Source organism: Stenotrophomonas sp. Ps181, from assembly GCF_025697425.1.
GTDB classification, from domain to species: domain Bacteria; phylum Pseudomonadota; class Gammaproteobacteria; order Xanthomonadales; family Xanthomonadaceae; genus Stenotrophomonas; species Stenotrophomonas sepilia.
The window spans coordinates 57,401-69,969 of the sequence record NZ_JAHWBI010000002.1; the positions used below are offsets into that span (position 1 = coordinate 57,401).

General features: G+C 68.1%; 11 protein-coding genes. 6 read left to right on the forward strand and 5 right to left on the reverse strand.

The features are described from left to right. Positions 1 to 29 precede the first annotated feature (29 nt). The 3 genes from KXV01_RS03845 (at position 30) to KXV01_RS03855 (ending at position 4,331) form a co-directional block, all read left to right on the forward strand. Positions 30 to 1,451, forward strand: coding sequence for an FAD/NAD(P)-binding protein (locus KXV01_RS03845; RefSeq protein ID WP_263467512.1), 1,422 nt, complete (start codon positions 30 to 32; stop codon positions 1,449 to 1,451). Between the two features lie 9 nt (positions 1,452 to 1,460). Continuing rightward, positions 1,461 to 3,653 (forward strand): DNA helicase II, encoded by a 2,193-nt coding sequence (gene uvrD, locus KXV01_RS03850; protein ID WP_100478955.1) that lies wholly within the window; start codon positions 1,461 to 1,463, stop codon positions 3,651 to 3,653. A gap of 123 nt (positions 3,654 to 3,776) precedes the next feature. After that, positions 3,777 to 4,331 carry a hypothetical protein gene (locus KXV01_RS03855; protein WP_100478954.1) on the forward strand — a complete coding sequence of 185 codons (555 nt, stop codon included), beginning with the start codon at positions 3,777 to 3,779 and terminating at the stop codon, positions 4,329 to 4,331. 48 nt (positions 4,332 to 4,379) lie between these two features. Here the strand turns inward: KXV01_RS03855 and KXV01_RS03860 are convergent, their stop codons facing one another. Further along, on the reverse strand, positions 4,380 to 4,526 hold the full coding sequence (locus KXV01_RS03860; RefSeq protein ID WP_162838146.1) for a hypothetical protein: 147 nt from the start codon (positions 4,524 to 4,526) through the stop codon (positions 4,380 to 4,382). Between the two features lie 183 nt (positions 4,527 to 4,709). Between KXV01_RS03860 and KXV01_RS03865 the strand changes: the two genes are divergently transcribed. Then, positions 4,710 to 5,156 carry a universal stress protein gene (locus tag KXV01_RS03865; protein WP_005420335.1) on the forward strand — a complete coding sequence of 149 codons (447 nt, stop codon included), beginning with the start codon at positions 4,710 to 4,712 and terminating at the stop codon, positions 5,154 to 5,156. A gap of 173 nt (positions 5,157 to 5,329) precedes the next feature. Here KXV01_RS03865 and KXV01_RS03870 read toward each other — a convergent pair whose 3' ends face one another. Beyond that, positions 5,330 to 5,614 (reverse strand): DUF2782 domain-containing protein, encoded by a 285-nt coding sequence (locus KXV01_RS03870; protein ID WP_005411628.1) that lies wholly within the window; start codon positions 5,612 to 5,614, stop codon positions 5,330 to 5,332. 98 nt (positions 5,615 to 5,712) lie between these two features. On the opposite strand from KXV01_RS03870, the gene polA reads away from it, so the two are divergent. Then, on the forward strand, positions 5,713 to 8,487 hold the full coding sequence (polA, locus tag KXV01_RS03875; RefSeq protein ID WP_111096673.1) for a DNA polymerase I: 2,775 nt from the start codon (positions 5,713 to 5,715) through the stop codon (positions 8,485 to 8,487). Between the two features lie 354 nt (positions 8,488 to 8,841). Then, the gene (locus KXV01_RS03880; protein ID WP_021203514.1) at positions 8,842 to 9,321 is read left to right on the forward strand and encodes a YetF domain-containing protein; all 480 of its coding nucleotides are present in this window, start codon (positions 8,842 to 8,844) and stop codon (positions 9,319 to 9,321) included. A 36-nt stretch (positions 9,322 to 9,357) separates the two neighbouring features. Here KXV01_RS03880 and hemF read toward each other — a convergent pair whose 3' ends face one another. From hemF to KXV01_RS03895, 3 genes are all read right to left on the reverse strand, one after another. Beyond that, positions 9,358 to 10,254, reverse strand: a complete 897-nt coding sequence (hemF, locus tag KXV01_RS03885; RefSeq protein WP_049415973.1) for an oxygen-dependent coproporphyrinogen oxidase — start codon at positions 10,252 to 10,254, stop codon at positions 9,358 to 9,360. Positions 10,255 to 10,308: 54 nt separating this feature from the next. After that, positions 10,309 to 11,922 (reverse strand): hypothetical protein, encoded by a 1,614-nt coding sequence (locus KXV01_RS03890; RefSeq protein ID WP_111096672.1) that lies wholly within the window; start codon positions 11,920 to 11,922, stop codon positions 10,309 to 10,311. Between the two features lie 70 nt (positions 11,923 to 11,992). Next, complete coding sequence (locus KXV01_RS03895) at positions 11,993 to 12,553, reverse strand: hypothetical protein (protein WP_099494926.1); 561 nt, start codon at positions 12,551 to 12,553, stop codon at positions 11,993 to 11,995. Positions 12,554 to 12,569 lie beyond the last annotated feature (16 nt).

Below are 12,569 nucleotides of genomic sequence, written 5' to 3' on the forward strand. Positions count from 1 at the left end.
CATTTCGGCAATCCGGCCCGTCATCGCCGATGGCCTACAATCGGCGCATGACTGATTCACCGCGTAATGGCGAACTGGACCTGGCAATCATCGGCGGCGGTGCGGCCGGGGTGCTGGTGGCGATCCAGGTGTTGCGCCAGGCCCAGGCGCCGCTGGCGCTGGCCATCTTCGAACCCGCCTCGCAGCTGGCCCAGGGCATCGCCTATGCCACGCCGTGGCCGGAGCACCTGCTGAACGTGCCGGCGGCGAAGATGAGTGCGTTTGCCGACCAGCCCGGCGATTTCCTCGACTACCTGATGGCCGCCAATGCCTACCCGGGCGAGGCGCGCGAGGTGCTGGGCGAGCGCTACGTGTGCCGCCACTACTTTGCAGCGTACCTGCAGCAGCGCCTGCAGGAGGCCGCCGCGGCCAGCCCGGCGCAGCTGCAGGTGATCGCGCAGCCGGTGCTGGGCCTGCAGCCGGATGACCACGGCTACCAGCTGACACTCGGCGATGGCCAGACGCTGCACGCCGCACAGGCCGTGCTCGCCACCGGCAACAGCATGCGGCCGCTGCCGGTGGCCGGTGCCGAGGCGCTGCCCGCCGATGATGTGATCGAAGCCTGGGACTACGACGGCGTGCGTACCCTGGCCGGTGAGCAGGCCGTGGCCATCGTCGGTTCCGGCCTGAGCATGGCCGACACCGTGCTGGCATTGGTTGCGGCCGGCCACACCGGCCCGCTGCACGTGATCTCGCGCCATGGCCTGCTGCCGTTGCCGCACGCGCATGGTGGCCTGCCCGCGTTCGATCCGGCGACGCTGCTGCCGATGAACCTGCGCCAGCGCCTGCACGCATTGCGCGGGTTCGCGCGGCAGGCGCAGGCCGACGGCCTGCCGTGGCAGGGCGTGATGGACCGCATCCGTCCACACGGGCAGGCGCTGTGGTGCAGCCTCGACGAGGCTGACCAGCGCCGTTTCCTGCGCCATGTGGTGCGCTACTGGGACGTGCATCGCCACCGCATCGCCGAAGAGGTGGATGCGCAGCTGCAGTCCCTGCAGGACAGCGGCCAACTGCGCATCCATCGGTCCCGCCTGCAACGCGTCGGCCGCGAAGGCGATGCCCTGCGGCTGTCGGGTCGCGATGCCACCGGCAATGAACAGCAATGGACGATCAGCGGCGTGATCAACGCTACCGGCGTGGAAACCCGCGCCAGCGCGCTGCGCAACCCGCTGCTGCAGCAGCTGCAGGCCGATGGCCTGGCCCGCCCCGGCCCGCATGGGCTGGGCCTGGACAGCACGGTGCCGGGCGACCGCCTGTGTGCCGCTGGGGGCCAGCCGCAGGCACGGCTGGGCGTGCTCGGCAGCCTGCGCATCGGCAGCCTGTGGGAAAGCCTGGCGGTGCCTGAACTGCGTCAGCAGGCGCAGGCACTGGCCACCCAGGTGGTCGCAGGAGCCGCGACGGCGATGCCGTAAAATGGGGGTATGGATGTCTCCCACCTGCTTGATGGCCTGAACCCGGCCCAGCGCGAAGCCGTCTCCGCTCCCCCCGGCCACCACCTGGTGCTGGCCGGTGCCGGTTCCGGCAAGACCCGCGTACTTACCCACCGCATCGCCTGGCTGCATGAAGTCGACGGCGTGCCGACCCACGGCATTTTCGCGGTGACCTTCACCAACAAGGCGGCCGGCGAGATGCGCCACCGCATCGACGCCCAGCTGCCCCATGGCAGCCGTGGCATGTGGATCGGTACCTTCCACGGCCTGGCCAACCGCCTGCTGCGCCTGCACTGGCAGGACGCCAAGCTGCCCGAAGGCTTCCAGGTGATGGACTCGGACGACCAGCTGCGGCTGGTCAAGCGCGTGGTGCAGGCGCTGGAGCTGGACGACGGCAAGTACCCGCCCAAGCAGATCGCGTGGTGGATCAACGCGCAGAAGGATGAAGGCCGCCGCCCGCAGCACATCCAGCCCGAACCGCACGATGCGTGGCTGGAAACCATGCGCCAGGCCTACATCGAGTACCAGGCGCGCTGCGACCGCGCCGGCCTGGTCGACTTCGCCGAGCTGCTGCTGCGCGCGCACGAACTGCTGCGCGACAACCCGGCGCTGCTGGCGCACTACCGCGCCCGCTTCCGCGAGATCCTGGTGGACGAGTTCCAGGACACCAATGCCATCCAGTACGCCTTCGTGCGCGTGCTGGCCGGCGATTCCGGCCACGTGTTCGTGGTCGGCGACGATGACCAGGCCATCTACGGCTGGCGCGGCGCCAAGGTCGAGAACGTGCAGGGCTTCCTGCGCGATTTCCCGGGCGCGCAGACCATCCGCCTGGAGCAGAACTACCGCTCCACCGCCAACATCCTCGGCGCCGCCAATGCGGTGATCGCGCACAACCCGGATCGCATCGGCAAGCAGCTGTGGACCGACAGCGGTGACGGCGAGCCGATCGACCTGTACGCCGCGTACAACGAGATGGACGAGGCGCGCTACATCGTCGAGCGCGCCCGCCAGTGGGTGCGCGACGGTGGCAGCTACACCGAAGTTGCCGTGCTCTACCGTAGCAACGCGCAATCGCGCGCGCTGGAAGAAGCGCTGCTGAGCGAACAGGTGCCGTACCGCGTGTATGGCGGCATGCGCTTCTTCGAGCGTGCCGAAATCAAGGACGCGCTGGCCTACCTGCGCCTGCTGTCCAACCGCAACGATGACGCCGCCTTCGAGCGCGCGGTCAACACGCCGACGCGTGGCATCGGCGACCGCACGCTGGACGAAGTGCGCCGCGAGGCGCGCGCGCAGGGCATCTCGCTGTGGGAAGCAACGATGCTGGTCACCCAGGGCAACGCGCTGGCCGCGCGCGCGCGCAATGCACTGGCCGGCTTCCTGGGGCTGGTCAACGAGCTGCAGGCGCAGACCGTGCACATGACCCTGGCCGAGCGCGTGGACCACGTGCTGGCCCGCTCGCAGCTGCGCGAGCACTGGAGCAAGGAAAGCCGCAATTCGCTGGATTCGGAATCGCGCACCGACAACCTCGACGAATTGGTCTCGGTCGCCTCGCGCTTCGTGCGCCGCGCCGACGACATCGAGGAAGTGGGTGAGGACATGGACGAGCTTGTCGCGTTCCTGGCCTATGCCGCACTGGAGGCCGGCGAGGGCCAGGCGCAGGCGGGCGAGGACGGTGTGCAGCTGATGACCCTGCATTCGGCCAAGGGCCTGGAATTCCCGCTGGTGTTCCTGGCAGGCCTGGAAGAAGGCCTGTTCCCCAGCGCACGTTCGCTGGAGGAAAGCGGGCGATTGGAAGAAGAGCGCCGCCTGGCCTACGTCGGCATCACCCGCGCGCGCCAGAAGCTGGTGCTGAGCTACGCCGAATCGCGCCGCATCCACGGCCAGGACAACTACAGCCTGCCGTCGCGCTTCCTGCGCGAGATTCCGCGCGAGCTGCTGCACGAAGTGCGTCCGAAGGTGCAGGTCTCGCGGCCGGCCTCGATGGGCGCCAGCCGGGTGATGGGCCATGCCTCGATCGAGGCGCCGCCGCTCAAGCTCGGCGCACTGGTCACCCATCCCAAGTTCGGCGAAGGCATGGTGACCGACTACGAAGGCAGCGGCGCCCACGCCCGCGTGCAGGTCGAATTCGCCGACGCCGGCAGCAAGTGGCTGGTGATGGCCTACGCCAACCTGACGGTGATCTGATCACCGTCGGGGGGCGGGAATTCCTGTAGAGCCGAGCCCATGCTCGGCTGCGTCTGGCGCGAAAAAGCAGCCGAGCATGGGCTCGGCTCTACAATAGGCGGCACTTCTTTCAGGAACGCTCCCATGACCGAACCCGCGCTGCACGTCACCGTGACGTTGAATGCCCGGCTGCAGCCCGAACATCGCCACGAACTGTTCGAGGACCCACTCGATGCGCTGCTGCAGGCGGCCAATGTCGGCGAGATCACCGGCGGCGGCACGGCGATGTCCGACCTGGGTGAGGTCGAATACGGCGATATCGAAGTGGCGCTGGTCGATGCGGCCGGCGTGCCGAAGCTGATCGATCTGCTGGAACAGCTGGGTGCACCGAAGGGTTCGCAGCTGCAGGGGGCTGGTGAGGCCGACCGCAGTTTCGGCGTGACCGAGGGCCTGGGCATCTACCTGGATGGCCTGAACCTGCCGGACGAAGTCTACGAGCAGTGCGATTCCAACCACGTGTTCGAGCAGCTGTCCGAGCGCATTGATGGCCTTGGCGAGATCTGCAGCTGGTGGCAGGGCCCGAGCGAGACCGCGCTGTACATGTACGGCCAATCGTTCGAGGCGATGCGCGATGCGATTGACGAGTTCGTGGCCAGCTACCCGCTGTGCCAGAACGCACGTGTGGTGCAGATCGCCTGAGACGTTCAATTGTGGAGCCGAGCATGGGCTCGGCTCTACAGAAGCAGGTTATCGGCCGGCTGACTGCCGGGCGTTGTCGCGCTGGGCAAGATCCTTGCCCAGGTAATAGCCGCCGCAGAACAGGGCGAAGATGGCGGCGAGGCTCCACAGGATGATCCTGAGGGTGCTTTGTGATGTCGGCTTGCTGTCCTGCATCAACGTTCTCCCGGGGCGGCCCGATACCGCTGGGTCAGCATGCGCCGCGGTCAGTGAGTACGCAAGCCGGTAGTGCGCACAGGCCGCTGCACGGCGCCGGATTGATCCTGCTCAAGGCGCCGCCTGCACATCCGGTGTGCAATGGTGGCGTTCCCATCTGGCAGACCGCCACGGAGCCCCACCATGTACAAGCGCATCCTCATTGCCACCGACGGCTCCGAGCTGGCCGACAAGGGCCTGGCCAAGGGCCTGGAACTGGCCAAGGACCTCAACGCCGAGGTCGATATCGTCACTGTTTCCGAGCCGTGGGCCGTCGGCATGTACGACGCCATGGGCTGGAGCGTGGGCTACATGAACAGCCCGGAATACAAGGCTGACCGCGAGGAAGGCGCGCAGAAGGTGCTGCAGCCGGCGCTGGCCAAGGCCGCCGAGCAGGGCATCACCGCCAACCCGGTGCACGTGCTGGACCGCTACGCGGCCGACGGCATCATCGAGACGGCGGCCGAGCGCAACAGCGACCTGATCGTGATGACCTCGCATGGCCGCCGGGGCGTGACCCGTGTACTGCTGGGCAGCCAGACCGCCGAGGTGCTGGCGCGCAGCACGCTGCCGGTGCTGGTCATCCGCTGATCCATACCCGCTGATTCAAGCGTTCCCCGGGGAGGGGACCCGACGCCGGCCGCAGGATGCGCGCCGGCGTTGCTTTTTTTGTGGGGGGATCGGCGGCCGTGCCGATGGCTTCGAGGGGGTCAGAGCCCTTTCCTGTGGAAAGGGATCCGACCCCGGTCACAACCCCGGTCACCTCACCAGCTGTACAGCTTCCAGTACACCGGCGACACGCCGTCCTTGTCGTTGTCGAATCGGCCATCGCCGTTCTTGTCGTACATGTAGAACGGGGCACCGCGCGACGGCGTCACCTTGACCATGCGCAGCTGGCCGGACACACGGTATTCCTCGATGACATCGCCGTTGTCCATGGTGCGCTTGGAGACATCGGCGCCCTTGACGTCCACCGGGGGAGCACCTGCGCCACCCATGCTGGCGCAGCCAGCGAGCAGGAGCAGGGAAGCCAGCATCAGGGTCTTCATCGACGGGGGCCTTTGCCTGGAGAGAGCCCTGATTATGCCCCATCGCCAGGTGCGTGCCGTGTCGTCGCGGTGCAGGCACGGGCGCGTAGAATCGGCGCATGAGCAGATTAGTCCTGATCGACGGGTCCAGTTACCTGTACCGCGCGTTTCACGCGCTGCCGCCCCTGTCCAATGCACAGGGTGAGCCCACCGGCGCGCTGTTCGGCGTGGTCAACATGCTGCGTTCGACGCTGAAGGAGCGCCCGGCCTACGTCGCGTTCGTGGTCGATGCGCCCGGCAAGACCTTCCGTGATGACCTGTACGACCAGTACAAGGCCAACCGCCCGCCGATGCCCGATGAGCTGCGCAGCCAGGTCGAGCCGATGTGCCGCATCGTCGAAGCGCTGGGCATCAGCATCCTGCGCATCCCCGGCGTGGAAGCCGACGATGTGATCGGCACGCTGGCGCTGCAGGGCCTGGCGCAGGACCTGAAGGTGACCATCTCCACCGGGGACAAGGACTTCGCCCAGCTGGTGCGCCCGGGCATCGAGCTGGTCAACACCATGACCGGCAGCCGCATGGATTCCGACGCGGCGGTGATGGACAAGTTCGGCGTGCGCGCCGATCAGATCGTCGACCTGCTGGCGCTGATGGGCGACGCGGTCGACAACGTGCCGGGCGTGGAGAAGTGCGGGCCGAAGACCGCTGCCAAGTGGCTGGCCGAGTACCAGCACCTGGACGGGGTGATGGCGGCCGCGCCGACCATGAAGGGCAAGATCGGCGAGAACCTGCGCGCCGCGCTGGAGCGCCTGCCGCTGAACCGCGAGCTGGTGACCATCCGCACCGATGTGGAACTGGAGGCCAGCCCGACCACGCTGGCGCTGCGCGAGCAGGACGTGCCGGAGCTGACCGAACTGTATACGCGCTACGGCTTCACCCAGGCGCTGAAGGAACTGGGTGCGCCTGTGCCGGCGCCGGCAGCGGCCAGCGAGGCCACCCCGAGCCTGCGCGGTACCGCGGCCGGCTTCGCACGTGGCAGCGTCGAGGCGCCCGCCGCCGGCACGCTGGATCCGGCACTGTCCGCGCCGGGTGAATACGAGACCGTTCTGACCGCCGAGCAGCTGCAGGCCTGGGTCGAACGCCTGCAGCAGGCCGACCTGATCAGCTTCGACACCGAGACCGACGCACTGGATGCGATGCGCGCGCGCCTGGTCGGCATCAGCCTGGCGGTCGAGCCGGGCAGGGCGGCCTACATTCCGGTCGGCCACGATTACCCGGGTGCGCCGGCCCAGCTGCCGATGCAGCAGGTGCTGGACGCACTGCGCCCGGCGCTGCAGGACCCGGCGAAGAAGAAGCTGGGCCAGCATGGCAAGTACGACCTGCATGTGCTGCGCCGCCACGGCGTGGACGTGCGGGGCTACCACGACGACACCATGCTCGAGAGCTTCGTGCTCAACTCCACCGCCACCCGCCACGACATGGATTCGCTGGCCCTGCGTTACCTGGGCTACAGCACCATCAAGTTCGAGGACGTGGCCGGCAAGGGCGCCAAGCAGATCCCGTTCTCGCAGGTGGGCATCGACGAAGCCAGCCGCTATGCGGCCGAAGACGCCGACATCACCCTGCGCCTGCATCGCGCGCTGCAGCCGCAGCTGCTGGCCGAGCCGGCGCTGGACAGCGTGTACCGCGACATCGAGATGCCGCTGGTGCCGGTGCTGGCCAGTATCGAAGCCAATGGCGTGCGGATCGACACCGACGAACTGCGCCGGCAGAGCCAGGACCTGTCCTCGCGCATGCTGGCCGCGCAGCAGAAGGCCACCGAGATGGCCGGCCGCAGCTTCAACCTGGATTCGCCCAAGCAGTTGCAGGCGGTGCTGTTCGACGAGCTGAAGCTGCCGGCGGTGATGAAGACCCCGAAGGGCCAGCCCAGCACCAACGAAGAGGCGCTGGAGGCGATTGCCGACCAGCATGAACTGCCGCGGGTGATCCTCGACTACCGCGGATTGGCCAAGCTGCGCAGCACCTACACCGACAAGCTGCCGGAGATGGTCAATCCGGACACCGGCCGGGTGCACACCAGCTACCACCAGTCCGGCGCCGCTACCGGCCGCCTGTCCTCGTCGGACCCGAACCTGCAGAACATCCCGATCCGCACCGAGGACGGTCGTCGCATCCGCCGCGCGTTCATCGCCCCGGAAGGCTGCCAGCTGCTGGCCGCCGACTATTCGCAGATCGAGCTGAGGATCATGGCGCACCTGTCCGAGGACCCGGGCCTGGTGCGCGCCTTCGAGCAGGGCGCCGACGTGCACCGTGCCACCGCCGCCGAGGTGTTCGGGCGCACGCTGGAGGAGGTGACCCCGAACGAGCGCCGCGCCGCCAAGGCGATCAACTTCGGCCTGATGTACGGCATGAGCGCCTTCGGCCTGGCCCGCAACCTGGGCATCGACCGCGGCCAGGCGCAGGACTATGTGGCGCTGTACTTCAGCCGCTACCCGGGCGTGCGCGACTTCATGGAACGGATGCGCCAGCAGGCCCGCGATCAGGGCTATGTGGAAACCCTGTTCGGCCGCCGCCTGTACCTGAACGACATCCACGCCCGCAACCAGGGCCTGCGTGCCGGGGCCGAGCGCGCCGCGATCAACGCGCCGATGCAGGGCACAGCCGCCGACATCATCAAGCGCGCGATGGTGGATGTGGACCAGTGGCTGCGCGACAGCGGGGCACCGGCACGGATGATCCTGCAGGTGCACGATGAACTGGTGTTCGAAACCGAAAGCAGTTTCGTCGAAGACTTGCGCTTGCAGGTGGTGGAACGCATGTCGCAAGCGGCCAAACTGCGGGTGCCGCTGGTGGTCGATACGGGCGTCGGCAGCAACTGGGATGAAGCGCACTGACCGCATTCCGGGCCGAAAACGACGTGAATTTGTTCATGAGTCGGGGGTTTCTGACTCGACCATGAATGTTGTCCCGATTGAATTTCATTAAATGGGGCCCCTTCACGAACCGTTAGTGTTCGGAGTGCTTCTATAACTCCCGACAGGCGCAATGCCTGTTGTGGATCTCTCCCATCCCCTGGAGCAGATCTCGGAACGGGGACTCCTCCCCAAGTGCCCGTTCCCCGGCCCCGTTGACCTCCCCCTGGTCAGCGGGGCTTTTTATTTGTGCCGATGGAATACCCCAGGCGCTGATGGGGCAAAGGGATCTGACCCCAGGTGCTAGGCTGGGCCACCGTTCCGCAGGGGAAGACCATGCCCGACCTGTTCGCCCTGGCCATGCCGTGGTGGGAATTCATCCTGCGCGCGGTGGTGGTCTACGTCGTGGTGCTGGGCATGGTCCGGCTGGGCGGCAAGCGGGCTCTGGGGCAGATCACGCCGTTCGACGTGCTGCTGATCGTGCTGCTGGGCAACGCGGTGCAGAACGCGCTGCTGGGCACGGATACCTCGCTGGGCGGCGGCCTGCTGCTGGCGGCGACCCTGATCCTGCTGAACTACGGGGTGGGCTGGCTCACCACCCGGAATCGGCGCATGGAGCGGTTGATCGAAGGAGAACCCACCGTAATCGCGCGCGATGGTCGCCTGTTCGAGGCGGTACTTCGCCGCGAGCTGATCAGCCGCGCCGACTTCGATGCCGCGCTGCGCCAGCAGGGCGGGCTGCAGATTGAAGATGTGCAGATTGCCCTGCTGGAGACGACAGGGCACATCACCATCATCGCGCGGAAGGGCAGCTGACCAGCGCCGAGCCCACGCCCCGCGCGACGACACCCCTCAGAGCCAGTCGCGCGGCACCAGGTAGTCGGCCAGGCGCGATTCGGGGCTGCCGGGTTCGGGCGAGAAGCCGTATTCCCAGCGCACCCGCGGCGGCAGGCTCATCAGGATGCTTTCGCTGCGGCCACCGCTCTGCAGCCCGAACAGGGTGCCGCGGTCGTAGACCAGGTTGAATTCCACGTAGCGGCCGCGGCGGTACAGCTGGAACTCGCGTTCGCGTTCGCCATGGGGTGTGTCCTTGCGCTGCTGCACGATCGGCAGGTAGGCGTCGAGGAAGCCATCGCCGACCGCGCGCAGATAATCGAAATCGCGCTCGAAGTCGCCGTGCAGGTCGTCGAAGAACAGGCCGCCGACGCCGCGCGTTTCGTTGCGGTGGCGCAGGAAGAAGTACTCGTCACACCAGCGCTTGTGCGCGGCGTAGCGTTCGTCGCCGAACGGTGCACACAGATCGCGTGCGACCCGGTGCCAGTGCTGCACGTCCTCGTCGAACGGGTAGAACGGGGTCAGGTCGAAGCCGCCGCCGAACCAGCTGGCCACCACTTCACCGTCGCGCTGTGCCTGGAAGAAGCGCACGTTGGCATGGGTGGTCGGCACGTACGGGTTGAGCGGGTGGAACACCAGCGACACGCCGGTGGCGCGCCAGGAGGCGCCCGCCAGTTCCGGGCGGTTGGCCGAGGCCGACGGCGGCAGGCGGCTGCCAGCAACGTCGGAGAAGCCGATGCCGGCCTGCTCGAACACCGCACCGTCGCGCAGCACGCGGGTACGCCCGCCACCGCCCTCTGCACGCTGCCACAGGTCTTCCTGGAAGCGGGCCCGGCCATCGACGGCCTCGATCGCCGCACAGATGCGGTCCTGCAGCTCGGTGAGGTAGGCGCGAACGCGCTCGAATTCGTTCATGGCGCGTACTTTACCGCAGGGCCCGGCCAACGCTGCGGACAGGCCCTGGCAGGCTCAGCGCTTGCGGTTGGAAGCGCGCGGCGCCGGAGTGTCCTCGGCCGTCGCTTCGTCCACCGCCTCCTGCAGGACGCGGCCCAGCTCCAGGGCGCTCCAGTTTCCGGTGTCCAGCACGTCGCAGGCGACGTGGCGCCCGCTGCGGTCGGCGGCACACAGCCGCTCCAGCGTCGCATGGGCGTCGACGTCGCTGCTGCGGCCCTGCGCTTCGACCAGGTTTTCGCAGCCCTCGCGCACGCCGGCACGGCACACGGGGGTGTAGTGCTCTGCTGCCTGTCGCCATTGGCCGGACAGCGCAAGACGGTTGCCAAGAATGTTGCAGCCCTGCAGCTTGCCCTGCGCGCAGCAGGCTTCGGCACCGCCGCTGGCCAGCGCCTGCGGGCAGTCCTGCGGCAGCGGCAGCACCGTGTAGTGTTTCGGCGGGCTGCAGGTGCTCGCGCCCTCGCCGGTCGGCACGAACACCTGGAAGCGTGTCCACGTGTCCAGGCCCAGCAGCTGGCCCCCGGGCAACGGCCGCAGCACGAAGTCGCCGCCCTTGTCGTGGCGGATGCGGATGTCGCCGTCTTCGACACGAGCACGCAGCTGGCTGTCCCAGCCGATGCCGACCCGTCCTGCATCGCCGAAGTCCAGCGTATCCATCAGGCCACCTGCGGCGCGGAAGGTGCCGCAGGGCAGCGCCGTAGCCGGCTGCGGTCGCAACGAGGCGCCCAGCGCCTGCAATGCAGGCAGGCGCTCGCAGGCGGCGCTGTCCTTGCCGGGCGCGCACGCTGTGGTCAGTGCCTGCACCGCCTGCAAGGGGTCGCCGGATTCCCACGAGAGCTCGGCCACGCGGCTGCAGAAGCCGCCATGGCCGACCTGCTGGCACAACTGCAACAGCTGCTGGCGCTGCACGGCCGGCACCACTACCGGCGTGGAGGGTGACAGCACGGAGCTCACGGCTTCGACCATCGCCGCACCCATCGCGGCCTTGACGATCTGCTCCTGCAGCGCCGGATCCGCTTCCAGCGCCGCTGCACAGGCCGGTGTCTCGTTGCTGAAGCCGCCATTCCGGCACGGCACAGGCAGTTCGATGCCGGCGAGTGCGGTATCGAGGAGGGCCTGTTGCTGCACCTCATCCGGCGTGGCCGGCGCCCTGGCCTCGTCATGCCAGCGATCGGCCAGCTGCAGGCACATGCCGGGCACGCCTTCCCGGCACGCCGCTGCCAGCACGGTCGGGGTCGCCTCGTGGCGGTTGTCCAGGCAGGCCGCCGCATCGGCCAGGCAGCTGCCCGCAGCCGGCGCAGCGGCTGCGGCGCACTGTGCAGGGGCCTGCAGGGTGTAGACCGTGCCGTCCAGCTCGAGGGTGCGGCCACGGTCGCGCACCTGCAGCGCGCTGGGCAGGCCATATTCCAGATTCACCAGCTGCAGCTTGCCTTCGATCTGCTGGAACGCGACCGGGGTCGGAGCGCTGCCGAAGTGCTTCTGCTCGCCACGGTTGGATGAGCTGACGCGCAGCGTGCTGCTGCCTTCGTCGGCCTTGAACAGGCCACATTGCGGTGCCTGTGCCGCGGCCACCGGCGTGGCCAGCAGCAACGCCCAGGCCAGCCAGTGGCGGTACGGTGCGAGTGAGAGCATGTCGACTCCTTGACGATCAAAGGCAAAACGCCGGGTGCTGCCGGAGGCCCTGGCCCACACCCGGCAGAACTCAGCGGAAGCGCGCGCGCAGGTCGGGGCGCAGCAGGCGCCAGGCCAGCCAGCCCTGCAGGCCGAGAAGCACGAACGACATGCCGACCACGGTCAGCGTGATCAGCCAGCGTTTCAGCTGCAGCTCCTGCAGCAGGGCCGGGTCATCGGCCAGCAGCGGAATGAAGTCGCCCATGAACAGGTCCAGCCACCAGGCGGCTGCGAAGTTGGTCAGGGCACTCAGCAGCAGCAGTACCACGAAGCTCCACAGGCCCCAGCGACGTTCACGCAGCAGGCCCCAGCTGGATACGGTCGAGGCCAGGCACAACAACGCGACGACCATTGACGCGGCGACCGGATGCGCCAGCAGCCAGACCAGGCTGTGCAGCTGCTGGTGCTGCACTTCGCTTTCCACCAGGCGCCACAGCGCTAGCTGGTGCAGCGGCCACAGCACCAGTCCCTGCAGCACGAAGTAGACCGTCAGCAGCAGTGACAGCCAGAACGAGGCCTGTGCCACCGGGCGCACCCAGGCGTGATAGGCCGGGGACGGCGGCGAGGGGATCGACGGGATCGACATTGACATCCGATGTCCTTGCAGT